This is a genomic window from Paenibacillus sp. 2TAF8 (genome assembly GCF_052114825.1).
Taxonomy (GTDB): Bacteria; Bacillota; Bacilli; order Paenibacillales; family Paenibacillaceae; genus Paenibacillus.
Genome location: NZ_JBFRFN010000001.1, coordinates 264,394 through 281,000 on the forward strand (window position 1 = coordinate 264,394; position 16,607 = coordinate 281,000).

A 16,607-nucleotide genomic window follows, 5' to 3' on the forward strand; every position below is an offset into this window, starting at 1 on the left:
TCAAAAATTATTGACGAATCTGACCATTGCCTGTAATCCGGTATTTGCTGGACGTCAGTGCGGGCAGCCCCATTGGACCCCGTGCATGCAGCTTCTGTGTACTGATTCCAATCTCGGCACCGTATCCGAATTCGAATCCGTCGGTGAAACGAGTGGAAGCATTGTGATAGACAGCCGCCGCATCGACTTCTTGCATGAAGCGTTCCGCATGGGCAATATCGCGAGTTACGATACATTCGGAGTGTTTGGTTCCATAGTGTGCAATATGCTGCAGTGCTTCATCCAAATTTTCGACTACGCGGATGTTCAAAATATAATCGTTATATTCTGTTGCGTAATCCTCCTCTGTGGCTTCAAGCGCTGTCGGAACAAGGCGACGAACTGTCTCACAGCCTTTCAGAACGACACTTGCTTCGCGGAAACGCTCTGCCAGAGAAGGTAAATGTTCTTCTGCATAATTTGCATGCAGCAGCAGGGTTTCCATGGAGTTACATACCGATGGACGCTGTGCTTTGGCATTGATGGCAATGTCAGTCGCCATCACTTCATCCGCTGATTCATCCACATAGGTATGACAGATGCCAGCACCCGTCTCAATGACAGGTACGGTTGCATTCGCAACAACAGTACGGATGAGTGAAGCACCACCGCGTGGGATGATGACATCCAGCAGTCCGTTCAGCTTGAGCATTTCGTCAACGGAAGCACGGTCTGCATCTTCTACCAACTGAAGTGCATCGGCAGGCATGGCCGTTGTTGCCAGTGCTTGATGCAATACTTCAACTATTTTTCGATTGGAGGAGAGAGCAGAAGAGCCGCCGCGCAGAAGTACAGCATTGCCTGTTTTGAGACATAGGCCTGCAGCGTCAACCGTCACGTTAGGACGAGCTTCATAAATAATGCCGATCAGGCCAATCGGAACTCTTGATTTTTCGATGTGCAGGCCATTCGGACGTGTAAAATTTTCAAGCACTTCGCCCACAGGATCGGGTAATTCCGCGATCTGACGTAAGCCTTCAGCGATGCCTGTGATGCGCTCTTTATTCAGTGCCAGACGATCCAGCATGGATTCAGGAGTACCTTGTTCTCTGCCGCGATCGATATCTTCTATGTTGGCGGAAATGATGACATCAGACGATGCGATCAAGGCATCAGCCATAACGCGCAGTGCAGTATTTTTCTGATCCGTGGTCAGGCGATTCAGTTCAGTGACGACAGATTTGGCCTTGCTTGCTTTTTCTCGAACCTCACTCATCTTAAATTCCTCCTCTAGTTAAATATATAGTTGGAACTAAGATTGTTCACACATAGACTCCGATGACAGAATAACCTTCCAATCGCTGTTATCCCCAGATTTTTCAATTTCTTTTTGAAGGGGAAATCCGGTGATAAGTCTATGCTTACGAAGTAGCTTTCTTTCAGAAAGCTTTCAGCTCCGCTTTTTCAGGTTTTTTCTGTCCTCTTCGTTGTTGTGTGGAAAAAGTCCACTTATATATTTTTATTCCAACAAAGATAGCTGAAATATGACTTAGTTCAACTATTATTTCAAGGTAATCCATTCATCTCGATGAATGACTTCAAGTCTATGGATGCTGTTCAGCTGTTTCATGACCTCGCCGCTTGGCAGTCCCGCGATCTGACGAAGCTGATCATCATCGTAATTAACGATCCCACGTCCGAGTAACGATTCATCAGGACCAAGCACTTCGACAACATCGCCGGCATGAAATGTTCCCAGAACACGTTTCACGCCTACAGGAAGCAGACTGTGCCCGCCGTGAACGAGTGCCTCTTCAGCACCATGATCAACAACGACAGTCCCAAGCGGAGTGGACATGAAGCCAAGCCACTGTTTTTTGCGAGACAGGGAAGCCAGTTTGGTCTCAAAATAAGTTCCTTTGCCGGTTCCATCAACCGCTAGATGCATATCTCCAGGCTCTTTAACACTGCCTACAAAAACAGGAACCCCTCCGCGTGTGGCGACTTTGGCTGCGTCAACCTTGGAACGCATACCGCCTGTACCGACAGCTGATCCTGAGCCACCAGCATATGCGTATATCTCGGCTGTAATTTCAGGAATACGGTCGTATCGTTTCGCGGCAGGGTCTTTACGTGGATCTGCGGTGTACAGTCCATTGGTATCTGTAACAATGATGAGATGTTGTGCCTTGACCAGGTTGGCAACGAGCGCAGACAATAGGTCGTTATCACCAAATTTTAATTCGTCTACAGATACGGTATCATTTTCGTTGAAAATCGGAATGACACGCTGCTTCAGCAGTTCCTCTACGGTCATACCAGCATTTCCCATGCGTTTCCGACTGTGGAAGTCAGTACGAGTGAGTAAAATTTGCGCTGTAGTAACGCGGTGCGCCGCAAAAGCCTGTTGATATGCCTGCATCAGCAAAGCCTGCCCAACAGCGGCAGCTGCTTGTTTCTCATGTAACAATTTGGGACGCTGAGGGTACCCGATCTCTCGAAATCCGGCAGCAACTGCACCAGAGGTAACGAGCAAAACTTCGTGGCCCTGTGCCGCAAGAGAAGCAATTTCATCTGCAAAAAAGGAGATTGCCTGGCGATCCAGACCGCCTTCTTCGGTGGTTAATGAGCTGCTTCCAATTTTTACGACAATACGTGAAGTCATGATTTCACTTCCTTAAACATAATTAATCAGTGATTGCGAAGCAGCCTGTTATAGGTACAAAAAAAACTCTCGCCCTTTGGTTAAAAAGGACGAAAGTTCGTTACTTCCGCGGTACCACCTTTATTGATGATCAGATCATCCGGCTTCATGCCCTGTAACAGAAGGCACTGTCCTGTACACAACAGGCCGCTCAGGGGTAGGTTTCGGAGAGAAGCTGTGGTAAATTCTTGCAGCCAGATGGAATTTACTCTCTGTGCGCAGCTAATTCTCTCTTACTGGTCCCGTCATCACGTTTCGTTCACTATTTCTTATAACATACCATGGAAAGTTGGCATATGCAAAGGGATTGTAGCCATGTACCCCGCTTTAAACTTACTTGAAAAGATGAAGCTTGCCAATTCGCTCTGCAGCTTCACGCAAGCGTTGTTCATCACTCAGAAGACCTATACGTACATAACCTTCCCCATGGGAGCCAAAACCGATACCTGGCGCGACAGCAACCTTCGCTTCTCTCAGCAGAATGTCTGTCAAAGCAGAAGAGGTATACCCCTCCGGAACAGGCAACCATCCAAAAAATGAACCTTGAGGCTTGGCCGCTCGCCAACCGATTGTGGAAAGCGCCTCGTAAAATGCATCACGACGAGATTCATATCGCGCAACTAGCGAAGTGACACAGTCCTGCGGGCCCGTCAGAGCTTCCGCTGCGGCAGCTTGGATACCACCAAACAGGCTGACATAGATATGATCCTGCAGCAGATTGATTTGGGAGATGATCTCCGCATTCCCCAGCGCAAATCCGACACGCCATCCCGCCATATTATACGTTTTGGAGAGAGTATAGAACTCAATGCCTACCTCTTTGGCTCCTGGAGCTTGCAAGAAGCTGACAGGACGACGACCGTCATATCCAATCGCGCCATAAGCAAAATCACTAGCAACGACAATCTGATTCTGAATCGCAAATTCAACAGTATCCTCGTAAAAGGAAAGTGGAGCCGTGGCCGAGGTGGGGTTGTTGGGATAGTTCAGGAACATAAGCTTGGCCTTTTGCCGATCATCAGCAGAGATTGCTTCGTAGTCGGGTAGAAATGCATTGGATTTCAATAGAGGCATGAAGCTCATACGCGCCTGCGCGAGAGCGACGCCTGACCAATAGTCAGGATACCCTGGATCGGGAACCAGACATACATCCCCTGGATTCAATAATACTTGAGGTAATTGAACCAGTCCGGTTTTGCCTCCAAAAAGAATAGCGACCTCGGTCTCGGGATCAAGATCAACGTTGTAATCTTCTTTGTAGCGCTTGGCAACGGCTTCCTTCAGGAAGGCATACCCGCGAAACGGAGAATATTTATGATAAAGCGGATTTTCAGCTGATTGCTGCAAGGATTGAATAATATGCGGCGGTGTAGGGGTATCAGGATTACCTTGCCCCAGATTGATGACATCATGGCCGCTTGCAATCTCACGGTTCACATTTTGAACAAGGGTTGCAAAAAATTGCGTTGGCAGCTGTGACATGACTTTGGCAGACGGGATTGGAAAGGCTGAAGAAGAAGGTCTATGTTCTGAATTCGTCATCTTATATATCACTCCGGATGTTCATTTATGGCAAAACGTTCTCATTAATTTATCACGTCAATCCCGAGCTGTATAGAGGGAGATGGAAGTAAGGAAGAACATTTTTGTACAAAAGGGAAAAGCAGATTTCAAGTTTATCCATTGAGATCAGAAAATCCATGAGTTAAGATATTTTACGATAATGATAATCAATATCATTTGTATTCGAATTTGAGAGCACATCAAACAGGGGGAGAAATAGAGATGCAAAGCAAGTACCAAAACAAGTTTCAAAACAAATTCCGAAATACGGCCTTTTTATTGACAGTCACAGCGTTGTCTGTACTTTTATTCGCATGTTCAAACGAGGCATCGACATCTGCACCAGCTTCAGAGAATCCAGGTAATGTATCGGTGAATCAGGCAAGCGAAGACACAGAAACCGGAAAACAAACTTCTGCGGATGAGGATAACGTGGGACAGACAAGACAGTTCAAGGATTGGACAGGTCATACCGTGACCGTGCCTGTTACTCCTCAACGTGTAATCTATCATGGAGAAGTTACCGGGGATCTGGTCGCACTGGGCGTTATCCCGGTGGGCATACTTCGGCAGGAAGGCATGGTGTTTGACGACCAGGTAGCGGATTCGGAAGATGTAGGATTTCCGTTTAGCGTAGAGAGGGCAGTTGGACTGAATCCGGATCTGATTATTTTTTCGAATAGTGATGAGGCACAGTATGATCAGATCTCAAAAATCGCACCTACAGTAACCTTTGATTCTTTTGCAACATTGGAGGATCGCATGCGAACGTTAGGCGATCTGTTAAACAAAAAACAGGAGGCAGAGGACTGGATTACTGCGTATCAAACCGCAACAGAGCAAATGTGGAAAAAGCTTCGTGATCATGGCCTAAAAGAAGGAGAGACAGCATCGGTGTTTACAATGTATCCGGGGAATCGTCTTTTTGTGATGGCTGGAGCCGGGTTACCTCAGTTGTTATATGGCAAGGATGGGATGAAACCAACACCAGAAATCCAGAAGTTAGTAGATGAGGGAATGGGATTTGCAGAGATTTCCCCGGAAAAAATGACAGAAATTGCAGGGGATCGAATATTTATCCTTGAACCTGTAACGGAAGATGCGAGGCTGTCCAGCGAGGAATTAATGGACAGTCCTGTATGGAAAAACCTGCCCGCAGTTAAAGCTGGTAAGGTATATCATTTTGATATAGTCAAAGCCTCGGGTGATGCGATGTCCAGAGAATGGTTGTTGAAAGAACTGCCTGAGCAGATGATTCAATGATGAAGTTCAAGGGAAACTCACAATCTAATCACAACCAAATGAAATATCAAACGTTCAAGAACTCAATTGGAAGGTTCAAATAAAATTAGATTCCCAAAAGCGATCAACTTGGTTGAGCGCTTTTTTTGATACTAAATATCTCTAAGGAGCTCATTACAAAATGATCTAGATATAAGATTAGTACTAGGCTATAATGAGTCCATTAAGTTATGAATGATAATAATTCTCAGTGCGCTAGGAGATAAATTAACATGAAAACGTTGGATGTGAATCAAGATAAGTTATTTTTTTCGGCATTCATGTTTCGGATGCATCGCCTGGAGCAACGAATAGAACCACCCAATCAAATCATGCTGGAGGTACAGTGTGATAAACATACATTTTTAATCTGTGAAGAAGGAGAAGGGCACTTGTACATCGGCCAGGAGTACTGGCCTTTTACTGCGGGTTGTATTTATCCGATTTCCCCGGGTGAGGCATATCAGCTGGAACATAGAAATTCAAACCATTTGACTTATACGGTTATGGCATATGATGCTTTTCAGGTTTTGTCCGGTCATCTCAAGTGGTATTCACAGCCTTTATTCCAGCAACGCGCTCAATTCAATGATGCTGCATATGAGTCTGTGAGCGGTGAGTTAGCCGAATTGTTTGCGTCCCGGAATTATAAAAATGATGCGGAATATTGCCATCTGAATGTGCGGTTTCAGCTATGGATGGAACGGATCATAACTCGTTATACCTCAAAAGGTACTGATACAAATTCGGAGTCCGAGTTAACTCGTACTATTCAGTATATTGAAGAGTGTTACAGAGATGAAATCACGGTCCATAAGCTTGCGAATATGGCTGGTGTTCGTCCTAAACTATACACAACAATGTTCAAGCAACGTACCGGTCAGAAACCGCTCGATTACATCAATCATGTTCGAATTCAGCATGCCAAAGAGTGGTTACGCAAGACAGATGAGCCTTTACGTGATATTGCGAGTCGTGTCGGATTCAAAGATGAATTTTATTTTAGCAGACGTTTTCGCCAGATTACCGGACTATCTCCTCGCCAGTATGACAGATCTATTCAACAGCAGACCTTGGTTCAGGATTGGTTAGGACACGATGTACGTATTCCCGCTAATCCAGAGCGAGTGATCTATTATGGAGATACTGCTGGTGATTTACGAGCTTTAGGTGTCCATTTAATTGTGAACGAAGAGCATGACGCTATGACTCCGATTGATATTGAAAAGACAGCGCGTTTGAAGCCGGATCTGATCATCATAGACGGTGAAGATGAGTATCTATATGAGCAATTATCGCGCATTGCACCTACGCTAGCTTATAACTCGCATGCGTCTCTTCATGAACGTTTGACCAGAGCGGGGAACTGGTTGGGCAGACAAAATCAAGCTGAGCGATGGCTAAGTTCGTATGAAGAACGTACATTGCAGATGTGGGAGAAGATTGGCAAAATGATTCATCTGGGTGAAACAGCTTCAGTACTCACATACCATCGGGGAGCCCGCTTGTTTGTGATGGGAAATATCGGACTTGCGCCATTATTATATCACCCGTTTGGTTTTAGGCCTGTTCATAAAGTGCAGGAAGCTCTTGCAGCAGGCAGAGCATACAAAGAGATTTCGGCTGATGCTATTCAAGAATATGCTGGAGATCATCTGTTCCTCATGCTACCTCAAGAGCCAGTTGCACGACAGGCGACAGAGAATCTGATACAAAGTCCAGAGTGGAGAGCTCTTACGGCTGTAGAACAGGGACGTGTGTATCCTTTGGAGGAACTGGCCTGGAATTCAGGTGATGCACAGACATGTAACCAGTTGCTGGAGAGGTTACCTGAACTGTTAGGTAATCATTTGAGGTAATACGGTGCGGTATACGTAAAAGAAAAGTACACATGCAAGAATTCATTCACATACGAGAAAAAAGAAAAGAGGGCAAACCCTACAAGGTGGTTGTGATCGGTTGCGCAAACAACTCTTGCATCACATTAATGCCATCTTGAAGAAGGGCAAGCCCTACCAAGCATAATCCATATTTAACCAAAACCTCATAGCGGTGGAGGTTTATTCGTGTTGGTTAGAAAAAGCGAAAAGAAAACTTAGCTAACCTAGTACACTTGACAAATCTTTTTGATTAGTGCGTATTGAGTTATTTTACGACCACTGAATAATACATCCAATTTCCATTACCAAAATCAGCTCTTATAACCGTAACCCCTGGTCTGAGAGCATAAAACGCGTAATCGTTATACGGCTCAATGATAACGCTACCATCGGTAGTGATGATCTGAAATGAATAACCAGTAGCCCAAGTGCGATGACCGACTTCTAAATTAATAACTGCTCCAAAATCCTGATAGGGTTGTATCACTGGTGAAGGAGAGGATGCAGCTTGACTCGTTGTAGAGATGTCTGAAGCAAATGACGTTGATCCAACCGAAAAACATGCAGCAACAGTTAACAATCCGATTAACAGTTTCTTTTTCATAATAAGTGCTCCTTTTCTATTATTTGGTTACAAGTTTAGTATAGAGCAATAACATATATTTGTAAATAAAAGGATTATATAACATTTTATTTAAAAATATTTATAAATTTTTAATTAAATTAGAATCCAAAGATCGTCGATTAAGAACCACTCAATGTCAATGTTTTTCTTTCCTGAGCTTATGATCAAAATATATATGAGTCTAAGGAGTGAAGGGATTGAAGCACGATATGTAAATGCTCAAAGTCAAAATGAGTATTAGCCACATAGAGATTATGCCGTAACGAGGTGGTCGCATTTATCGTGCGCCCAATCCTGTTAGGTAGTCATTTGAGGTAATACGGTTGCGAATTTTCTAAGGATCAAGCTATGATATCAAGTATTACAGTTCGGAGGAGTGTTGGGTCATGACTGAACAACAAGGGGAAATGCGGGTTGTTTTGATTCAAGGGGATATTAAACTGGGAGATCCGGAAGCCAACCATCAACATATGCAGAGGCTACTCGAACGTGCAGTAGAGCAATATCCGGATGCAAAGCTGGCTGTACTTCCCGAAATGTGGAATACCGGATATGCTTTACCGCAAATTCATGAACTTGCTGACCCGGAAGGACAGACGTCAAGAAAATGGCTGTCTGCTTTTGCGAAAAAACATCGTATTTCGATTGTCGGCGGTTCTATTGCGGAGAAGCGTGACGGACAGATCTACAATACGATGTATGCTTATAATGAGGAAGGCACAGAAGTATCACGTTATGATAAACTTCATTTGTTTCGTCTGATGGATGAAGAAAAATACTTGGAGCCGGGTGCACAGCCTGAAATGTTCGAACTCGGCAACGGTCTGACTGCCGGGGCATCGATCTGTTATGATATTCGGTTTCCAGAATTAGCTCGAACCCTCGCTTTGAATGGCGCACGTGCATTAATTGTGCCTGCCGAATGGCCTAATCCGCGTCTGCATCACTGGCGCACATTATTGACTGCTCGGGCTATAGAGAACCAGATGTATGTTATTGCATGTAACCGCGTCGGCAAAGGGGAAGATACTGAATTTTTTGGGCACTCCATGATCATCGATCCGTGGGGCGAGATTGTAGCTGAGGGTGGAGAAGGAGAAGAATTCGTATCTGGAGTGATCCGCCCTGCCTTGGTTGATGAAGTCCGCGGACGTATCCCGGTGTTTGAGGATCGCAGACCAAGCATTTATTTTAGCGGGAAGTAGTTTTTCTCTAAATAAATGGCATATGCTGTTTAGCGCTCCAGGAGGCGGGTAATATTAACTATCCCGTCACCAAGGAGGATGATCAATCAATGGACAACCATGTGAAAGATACGCTCAGGAGACTGGAACAAGGCAACAGAAGGGTAGATCACTTAAGAGCATTCTTAGAGAATGGGACAGGAGGCTTGTCACCCCCTGAGAATTCGCAGGAAGAAGGCCGTGCCATGGATCAACAGAACAGGCTGACAAGTGATCGTAATCTGCGAAGGTAAAGGATAGAATTTTGATTGCGAAGAGCAACTGAGATGAACCTTATTATAATGACGATGTGAGATATGCTAAATAAAGGCTATGATTTTGTATGTAATAAGACGAAACAAATGTTTTAAGCAGCATGACAGTAAAATGATGGTTAATGCGTGAATAACGATTTTTAACTTGCCACAATCCTATGAATTAACAAGCAACATGGTACTGTAACAAAAGATGCTACATTGTATTACAGGTCAGCCATTTTGGCTGGCCTGTAAATAGTTAAAGCTGTCCTGTAATCGTTAGGCGATCTGGACAGCTTTTTTGGTATGTGCCTATGAGTGTTCTCGTACGGCTAGTGAGTGTTAAAGACAGAACCTGAATCCACGAACCTGTTGGCGATATCGGTTTAATCGGTCTTGGAAAGCTCCGCAACGGTTTGTTGAAACGTCTGTATAAAAGCTTCGGCTGCCTGGGATAGTACTCTCCCTTGACGGTAAGCGACAACAAGCGTACGGCTTGGCGTTGGATCAGCAAGTGGGACATATACAGGCACGAACTCACTGCGGGGTGCACGGGCGATAAAACGGGGAACCAGAGTGATGCCCATGCCTGTTGCCACCAGCGATTGCAATGTTTCAATGTTAGTGCTCTCGAATACCACCTTTGGGTCAAAACCGGCCTGTTCGCAGAGATCAAACGTCAGCTTGCGGAAGCCCTGTCCTTTTTTTAATACAACAAAAGGTTCTTCCCGAAGCTCATCGATTCGAACAGGCTGCAGATGGCCGGGAGTTCCCCGATGAGCCAAAGGGTGGTTTGGCGGTACGGCCAGATCGATGCGCTCCTCGCCAATCGTAACATAAGACAAGCTGGACTCCTGCAAAGGCAGAGATAGAAGACTAAGGTCAGCCTTGCCGCTGGCTGTTAATTTTTCGAGTGCAAGCCCGGAGTCTTCCAGCAATGTGACTTCAATGTCGGGGTAGGCTTGTTGAAAGGCCGGGAGCACATGTGGCAGGAGGTGAGAACCGGTAATTGGCATACTGCCCACCACAACCTTGCCTTTGCGAAGCTGTGAGATGTCCGACATTTCCTGACGCAACAGTTCAACGGCATCAACAATCTTTTGGGCCTGCTCAACAAAAGTAACCCCCGCGTGCGTCAGTTCAACTGTGCTGGTATTTCGCTGAAAAAGCAATACGCCAAGTTCTTTCTCAAGTTTGGACAGCTGTTGGCTCAGTGAAGGTTGGGCAATGTGCAGTTTTTCCGCGGCTCTTGAGAAGTTGCGTTCCGCTGCAATCTGCAGTGTATATTGAAGTTGTCTGAATTCCATAATGAGATGTCATTCCTTTCATCGATGTCGTAATTATATCACTAAAACAGAAAGATTCGTTATTCAGCACAGGGAAAGATGGCGATGACTAGACTTCAACAAGTAAAATTAAAATATTGACAGAGGCAAGACATACAAGTAGTATTAGTTATATATGATAATGATAATTATTATCAATACAAACCGCTGTGTACCGCAGTGGTTTATTGTTGTTTCTCCTACTATAGGTTAAACCTATTACAGCTATAGATATTATATCTTGGAACAATGAAGGACGGGGTGATATATTTAGGTCATTCAAGAGCTTCACTTTTACACGAACAAGCACGAGGCTCTTCCAAGGACCGAACTTATGATGAGGTGAAAATGATGAGTAAAAAAACGATGTTTGAGAAAATTTGGGAAAACCACGTAATTCATCAGGAAGAAGGAAAACCAAGCATCCTGTATATCGACTTGCACCTGGTGCATGAAGTAACATCTCCACAAGCATTTGAAGGACTTCGTCTGAGCGGTCGTAAAGTTCGCCGTCCAGAACTGACATTCGCAACGATGGATCACAACGTGCCAACGAAGGATCGTTTCAACATTACAGATCCGATCTCCAAACAACAAATTGATACATTGTCCCAGAACTGCCGCGATTTCGGCGTGAAGTTATACGATCTGGACACCATTGACCAAGGTGTAGTTCACGTTATGGGACCTGAGCTGGGCTTGACTCATCCAGGTAAAACGATTGTATGCGGCGACAGCCACACATCCACGCACGGGGCATTTGGTGCACTGGCATTTGGTATCGGAACAAGTGAAGTGGAACACGTTATGGCAACACAATGTTTACAGCAAGCAAAAGCCAAAACAATGGAAGTTCGTTTTGTCGGCAAACGTAACCCGGGTGTAACGGCTAAAGATATGATCCTTGCGGTCATTGCCAAATATGGCACTGATTTTGCTACAGGTTATGTTATCGAGTACACGGGTGAATCGATCCGTGAACTGAGCATGGAAGAGCGTATGACTGTATGTAACATGTCTATCGAAGGTGGAGCAAGAGCGGGTATGATCGCACCGGATGAAACGACGTTTGAATATCTGCGTGGACGCGAGTACGTGCCTGCAGATGCGAAGTTTGATGAAGCTGTTGCAGCGTGGAAAGAGCTTGTGACCGATGAAGGTGCCGAGTTTGATCGCGTCGTTGAAATCGATGTGGAATCCCTGATCCCACAAGTAACTTGGGGTACTAGCCCGGGCATGGGAACGGATATTTCTTCTAAAGTTCCTGTACCGGCGGAACTGCCTACAGAAAATGAGCGTAAAGCGGCTGAAAAAGCGCTTGAATATATGGGACTTGCACCTGGAACACCGATTGCAGAGATTCCGATTGATTATGTATTTATCGGTTCTTGTACGAATGGACGGATTGAAGATCTGCGTGCAGCGGCAAAAGTTGCCAAAGGACATAGCGTTTCCAGCAATGTAACTGCTATTGTTGTACCAGGCTCCGGACGTGTTAAAATCCAGGCGGAAGAAGAAGGTTTGGATAAAATTTTCACTGAAGCTGGTTTTGAATGGCGTGACGCAGGATGCAGTATGTGCCTTGCGATGAATCCGGACGTACTGAAGCCGGGACAACGTTGTGCATCTACTTCCAACCGTAACTTTGAAGGACGTCAAGGACGAGGAGGACGTACGCATCTGGTGTCACCAGCAATGGCGGCAGCGGCAGCGGTGAAAGGTCATTTTGTAGACGTACGTGACTGGAATTTCAAAACAGAAGCAGCGATCTAAGCGGTAATCGCCAGAAGGGAGAACGGAACATATGGAAGCATTTCAAACACTGCAAGGCATCGTGGCACCGGTAGACCGGGTCAATGTAGATACAGACGCAATTATCCCGAAACAATTTTTGAAACGGATTGAACGCACCGGATTTGGACAGTTTTTGTTCTATGAATGGCGTTTTGATGAAGAGGGGAACAACAATCCTTCCTTCGAGATGAACAAACCGCGTTATGAAGGGGCATCCATTCTGATTTCCCGTGCTAACTTTGGCTGTGGATCTTCACGTGAGCATGCGCCATGGGCGATCATGGACTACGGATTCCGTTGTGTCATTGCACCGTCTTTTGCGGATATCTTCTATAATAACTGTTTCAAAAACGGTATTTTGCCGATAAAACTGTCCGAAGAACAGGTGGAAGATTTGTTCCAACGTACAGCAAACCATGAGAACTATGAGATGAATGTAAATCTGGAAAACAAAACGATTACGGATGCACACGGATTGCATATCGATTTTGATCTGGATGAACACCGCCGTCAGTTTCTGTTGCAAGGACTGGATGATATCGGTCTGACTCTACAGCACGATGATGCGATCACCGCTTATGAAGAGCGTCATGGGGCTAAACTTTTTGGCTAAAAAATGATTCAACGCAGAGCCTCCATTTAGAAAAGGAATGTTCACGTTCCTTCTCCAAATGGAGGCTTTTTTTATCCTTTTTTTCCGACTAAATATGACAACGTTGTAACCGGATCACTAGACAAAATCTGATAGACTGGATAGTAGATTATGGAAGGGTACATAACGTAATAGAGGTGTCGAATCAGGACACAAATCTATATAAGTTGAACGATTGATTTACGCCGTCCAAATTATATAGATTTCATAACTTACTAAGAATGGTGGATAACGTATGAAGAAATGGTCGGCAGCAGTCGTTTTTTTTCTGTTCCTTTGTCTTTTTCCCATGATGGCTCATGCAGACCGTGCGCCTTCTATCGTGCTTGATGGAGTCACCATTGATCAGAAGGCAGGAGCGCCGTCAGAGAACATTGGCAAAACGGTCATGGTTCCGATTCGGATTGTATCCGAAAACCTAGGTTATGACGTGAAATGGGAACAGGCAACACAAACTGTGCACGTTCAGCGGGGTAATAGTTCCATTGAGATGACGGCTGGAAAGGATGCAGCTACGATTAATGGCAATATTGTCAATTTGGATGCACCTCCCCTGATTAAACAGGGGACGACACTTGTTCCTTTGCGTTTCGTAGGTGAGGGCATGGGCTTACAGGTTGGCTGGGACAATAGTACTAAAACGGTCAGTCTCTTCAGTATTCCACCTGTTGTTGATCCTGATCCAGATAGCGATCCGGTGGTTACTCCTGCCCCGGTTGGTCAGACGGAACTGCAGAGTATTAGTTACAGTGGAGACCGTTTGATCATCGCAACAAATGGAAGCATTAATCCCAAATTATCCAGTATCAGCGGTCCTGAGCGAATTGTAGTGGATTTGCCGGATACGTCCTTCTCCCAAACATTTGTGCAGGAACAAGCATCAAACCCTGATGGAAGTGGGCAGCTCGCCGTCACGGACTCAACTCTCGTTTCGAAAGTCCGATTCGCCATGTTCAGCCAGTCGCCTTCAACAGTAAGAGTGGTGCTTGATCTGACTCAAAGTGCAACAGCAAACTGGTCACTTGGGGAGAATAACGTGCTGCTCGTCGACCTCTCGGCTACAAATGGAACATCAGGCAGTCAACCAGCATTACCGGAGAATGATGGTAAACCAGTAATTGTTATTGACCCTGGGCATGGTGGACGTCAGTCTGGTGCGGTCAGTGTAACCGGAGCCTACGAAAAAGATTTTAACCTAGCTGTAGGACTTAAAGTGAAAGCACTTTTAGAAAAACATGCCAATATCCAGACCGTGATTACACGTCAGGATGATACGGAGCTTTCCTTGCAGCAACGGGTGGATATAGCCAAACTGAACCAAGCGGATCTGTTTGTGTCCATTCATGGAAACAAATTTACAACTCCGGTTCCGAGTGGAATTGAAACGTTATATACACGCAATGAGAGTAAGAGTTTAGCCGAGACTCTTCACAAGCATGTACTGCCTGTAACAGGACTTAAGGATCGGGGAATAAAAGTAGCGAGTCTTCATGTGACCCGGGAAACAACGATGCCGGCTGTCCTGCTCGAATTAGGATTTTTGAGTAATCCAACAGATGAAGCTCTAATGCTTACAACGTCGTATCAGGATCAATGTGCTCAGGCGATTGTCGACGGTATTTTAGAATATTTGAGCTTGTAGAACAGCATTTTTCGTAAATATGCAGATTAGGGAAGCGCGTTGTTTCAAGATGCATATTTGATAAATTAGGAAAAAAAGAGACATAAAAATGTAAAAAAAGCTTGATCTGACAACGTTTTTTTTCTGTTATGTTGGAATATATTCGCAACTTTTGTGATTGGGAGGCGTCTAATAGGTGTCTGGTAATGCCCAAGTGTGAAGTGAAAGTTGCAAGACTGCAACATGCGGCGAAAAAATATGAGATTGGTAGGGGTGAAGGATGAAGAAGTTCGGTTTTTTGGTACTGTTATTTGTCTTCGGGTTCGTTTTCCCGGGCTATAGTCATGCAGCAGCAGACACGAAAATTATCCTAGACGGGAATGAGATTGTACAACCTTCGGATACGAAAACGGAAAACATCAATGGCAAGGTGATGGTGCCAATTCGTGTGGTTTCCGAAAGTCTGGGATATTCCGTCGATTGGAAGCAACAGTCGCAAACGGTGACGATTAGCAAAGACAACACTGCCATGCAGATGATTGTTGGACAGAAGACGGCAACAGTGAACGGCAGTAACGTAGACCTGGATGCCCCGCCCCTCGTAAAAAATGGTACAACTTTAGTACCACTCCGTTTCATCGGAGAGCAAATGGGTCTTAAGGTGGGTTGGAACAATACCACGAAGACGGTAACATTAGTTACCCAGAATGTAGGTTCCGGAAACGGGACAATTACTCCTCCGAACTCTGGAAACGCTGGTGGAGGATCGGATCAGCAAGGTCTTGTGCAAGTAAACGGTATTAGCTTCAGCGACAACCGTTTCATGATTGCTACAAGCGGAAGCACAGAGCCAAATATCTTTACGATGAATGGCCCGGATCGAATTGTAATTGATCTACCAAATACTGCTTTTGCTGATTCGTTTAGTCAAGGTCAGGCTCTGGACAGCAATCAGAATGGGCAGCTCGTTGTTAGCGGTTATCCGGATGTGTCTCAAATTCGTTATTCCTTATACAGCAACAGTCCTTCCACCATTCGGTTTGTTATTGATCTGACAGGTGCCAAGGGGTACAGTGTACAGAACGATTCAGGACTGCTCATTATTGATCTGAACAATCAAAGTGGCACACCTGCTCCGCCCGTTGGCGGAAATGGCAAGAAGGTCGTAGTCATCGATGCAGGTCATGGAGATCAGGACCCCGGAGCAATTGGTGTTTCTGGCAAAAGGGAAAAAGACTTCAATCTTGCCATGGCATTGAAAGTAGAGGCACTTCTTAAAAAAGAACCTAAAATTGATGTTGTATTAACTCGCAGCAACGATACGTTTCTTGCACTTAAAGAACGTGTGAAAGTTGCACAAAAAATAAATGCAGATATCTTTATCTCCATTCATGCGAATAGCGGCCCTGTAGCGGCAACGGGAGTAGAAACCTTCTATTCACGCTCGGCAAGCAAGGAACTTGCTAATGTTATGCACAAGTATCTCTTGAAGTCTTCGGGACTGAAAGACCGGGGCGTGAAAATGGCTAGTCTGCATGTAACTCGTGAAACAACGATGCCTGCAGTGCTGTTAGAGGGAGGATTCCTCAGCAACAAGAGTGATGAGGCTGTGCTGTTTACAGAAAATTTCCAGAACAATGTAGCCAAAGGTATTGTTGCTGGGATCAAGGAGTATCTGGGAATTCAATAAGGGACAACCCTTA

13 protein-coding genes are annotated in these 16,607 nt (G+C 45.1%); 8 read left to right on the top strand and 5 right to left on the bottom strand.

Annotated features, from left to right (window positions below; genetic code table 11):
• Nucleotides 1-7: 7 nt before the first annotated feature.
• The 3 genes from AB4Z30_RS01345 to AB4Z30_RS01355 all read right to left on the bottom strand — a co-directional run bounded on the left by AB4Z30_RS01345 (nucleotide 8) and on the right by AB4Z30_RS01355 (nucleotide 4,225).
• Complete coding sequence (locus tag AB4Z30_RS01345) at nucleotides 8-1,255, bottom strand: glutamate-5-semialdehyde dehydrogenase (RefSeq protein ID WP_441922513.1); 1,248 nt, start codon at nucleotides 1,253-1,255, stop codon at nucleotides 8-10.
• A gap of 285 nt (nucleotides 1,256-1,540) precedes the next feature.
• Nucleotides 1,541-2,644, bottom strand: a complete 1,104-nt coding sequence (proB, locus tag AB4Z30_RS01350) for a glutamate 5-kinase (protein WP_441922515.1) — start codon at nucleotides 2,642-2,644, stop codon at nucleotides 1,541-1,543.
• Between the two features lie 372 nt (nucleotides 2,645-3,016).
• Complete coding sequence (locus AB4Z30_RS01355) at nucleotides 3,017-4,225, bottom strand: pyridoxal phosphate-dependent aminotransferase (RefSeq protein ID WP_441922517.1); 1,209 nt, start codon at nucleotides 4,223-4,225, stop codon at nucleotides 3,017-3,019.
• Between the two features lie 243 nt (nucleotides 4,226-4,468).
• Between AB4Z30_RS01355 and AB4Z30_RS01360 the strand changes: the two genes are divergently transcribed.
• Both AB4Z30_RS01360 and AB4Z30_RS01365 read left to right on the top strand, forming a co-directional pair.
• Nucleotides 4,469-5,509: an ABC transporter substrate-binding protein gene (locus AB4Z30_RS01360; RefSeq protein ID WP_441922519.1), complete on the top strand. Its 1,041-nt coding sequence runs from the start codon at nucleotides 4,469-4,471 to the stop codon at nucleotides 5,507-5,509.
• Between the two features lie 251 nt (nucleotides 5,510-5,760).
• Nucleotides 5,761-7,386 (top strand): ABC transporter substrate-binding protein, encoded by a 1,626-nt coding sequence (locus AB4Z30_RS01365; RefSeq protein WP_441922521.1) that lies wholly within the window; start codon nucleotides 5,761-5,763, stop codon nucleotides 7,384-7,386.
• Nucleotides 7,387-7,672: 286 nt separating this feature from the next.
• Here the strand turns inward: AB4Z30_RS01365 and AB4Z30_RS01370 are convergent, their stop codons facing one another.
• Entirely contained in the window at nucleotides 7,673-8,011 is a 339-nt protein-coding gene (locus AB4Z30_RS01370; RefSeq protein WP_441922523.1) for a hypothetical protein, read from the bottom strand.
• A 407-nt stretch (nucleotides 8,012-8,418) separates the two neighbouring features.
• On the opposite strand from AB4Z30_RS01370, the gene AB4Z30_RS01375 reads away from it, so the two are divergent.
• Both AB4Z30_RS01375 and AB4Z30_RS01380 read left to right on the top strand, forming a co-directional pair.
• Nucleotides 8,419-9,237, top strand: coding sequence for a carbon-nitrogen family hydrolase (locus tag AB4Z30_RS01375; protein WP_441922525.1), 819 nt, complete (start codon nucleotides 8,419-8,421; stop codon nucleotides 9,235-9,237).
• Nucleotides 9,238-9,326: 89 nt separating this feature from the next.
• Complete coding sequence (locus tag AB4Z30_RS01380) at nucleotides 9,327-9,509, top strand: hypothetical protein (RefSeq protein ID WP_090917106.1); 183 nt, start codon at nucleotides 9,327-9,329, stop codon at nucleotides 9,507-9,509.
• A 389-nt stretch (nucleotides 9,510-9,898) separates the two neighbouring features.
• Here AB4Z30_RS01380 and AB4Z30_RS01385 read toward each other — a convergent pair whose 3' ends face one another.
• Entirely contained in the window at nucleotides 9,899-10,819 is a 921-nt protein-coding gene (locus tag AB4Z30_RS01385) for a LysR family transcriptional regulator (RefSeq protein ID WP_441922527.1), read from the bottom strand.
• 369 nt (nucleotides 10,820-11,188) lie between these two features.
• Here AB4Z30_RS01385 and leuC point away from each other — a divergent pair, with 369 nt between their 5' ends.
• The 4 genes from leuC to AB4Z30_RS01405 all read left to right on the top strand — a co-directional run bounded on the left by leuC (nucleotide 11,189) and on the right by AB4Z30_RS01405 (nucleotide 16,594).
• Complete coding sequence (gene leuC / locus AB4Z30_RS01390) at nucleotides 11,189-12,610, top strand: 3-isopropylmalate dehydratase large subunit (RefSeq protein WP_441922847.1); 1,422 nt, start codon at nucleotides 11,189-11,191, stop codon at nucleotides 12,608-12,610.
• 31 nt (nucleotides 12,611-12,641) lie between these two features.
• A complete protein-coding gene (gene leuD / locus AB4Z30_RS01395) occupies nucleotides 12,642-13,244 on the top strand; it encodes a 3-isopropylmalate dehydratase small subunit (protein ID WP_441922529.1) in 603 nt (200 codons plus the stop codon).
• 274 nt (nucleotides 13,245-13,518) lie between these two features.
• Entirely contained in the window at nucleotides 13,519-14,925 is a 1,407-nt protein-coding gene (locus AB4Z30_RS01400) for an N-acetylmuramoyl-L-alanine amidase (RefSeq protein WP_441922531.1), read from the top strand.
• A gap of 259 nt (nucleotides 14,926-15,184) precedes the next feature.
• Nucleotides 15,185-16,594: an N-acetylmuramoyl-L-alanine amidase gene (locus AB4Z30_RS01405; protein WP_441922533.1), complete on the top strand. Its 1,410-nt coding sequence runs from the start codon at nucleotides 15,185-15,187 to the stop codon at nucleotides 16,592-16,594.
• Nucleotides 16,595-16,607: the final 13 nt, after the last annotated feature.

What these genes read in the sequence shown, in the direction of transcription:
- AB4Z30_RS01365 (WP_441922521.1), top strand. Translation starts at nt 5,761, where the DNA reads ATGAAAACGTTGGATGTGAATCAAGATAAGTTATTTTTTTCGGCATTC.
- AB4Z30_RS01355 (WP_441922517.1), bottom strand. Translation starts at nt 4,225, where the DNA reads ATGACGAATTCAGAACATAGACCTTCTTCTTCAGCCTTTCCAATCCCG.
- leuD (WP_441922529.1), top strand. Translation starts at nt 12,642, where the DNA reads ATGGAAGCATTTCAAACACTGCAAGGCATCGTGGCACCGGTAGACCGG.
- proB (WP_441922515.1), bottom strand. Translation starts at nt 2,644, where the DNA reads ATGACTTCACGTATTGTCGTAAAAATTGGAAGCAGCTCATTAACCACC.
- AB4Z30_RS01375 (WP_441922525.1), top strand. Translation starts at nt 8,419, where the DNA reads ATGACTGAACAACAAGGGGAAATGCGGGTTGTTTTGATTCAAGGGGAT.
- AB4Z30_RS01345 (WP_441922513.1), bottom strand. Translation starts at nt 1,255, where the DNA reads ATGAGTGAGGTTCGAGAAAAAGCAAGCAAGGCCAAATCTGTCGTCACT.
- AB4Z30_RS01400 (WP_441922531.1), top strand. Translation starts at nt 13,519, where the DNA reads ATGAAGAAATGGTCGGCAGCAGTCGTTTTTTTTCTGTTCCTTTGTCTT.
- AB4Z30_RS01380 (WP_090917106.1), top strand. Translation starts at nt 9,327, where the DNA reads ATGGACAACCATGTGAAAGATACGCTCAGGAGACTGGAACAAGGCAAC.
- AB4Z30_RS01385 (WP_441922527.1), bottom strand. Translation starts at nt 10,819, where the DNA reads ATGGAATTCAGACAACTTCAATATACACTGCAGATTGCAGCGGAACGC.
- AB4Z30_RS01360 (WP_441922519.1), top strand. Translation starts at nt 4,469, where the DNA reads ATGCAAAGCAAGTACCAAAACAAGTTTCAAAACAAATTCCGAAATACG.
- AB4Z30_RS01405 (WP_441922533.1), top strand. Translation starts at nt 15,185, where the DNA reads ATGAAGAAGTTCGGTTTTTTGGTACTGTTATTTGTCTTCGGGTTCGTT.
- AB4Z30_RS01370 (WP_441922523.1), bottom strand. Translation starts at nt 8,011, where the DNA reads ATGAAAAAGAAACTGTTAATCGGATTGTTAACTGTTGCTGCATGTTTT.
- leuC (WP_441922847.1), top strand. Translation starts at nt 11,189, where the DNA reads ATGAGTAAAAAAACGATGTTTGAGAAAATTTGGGAAAACCACGTAATT.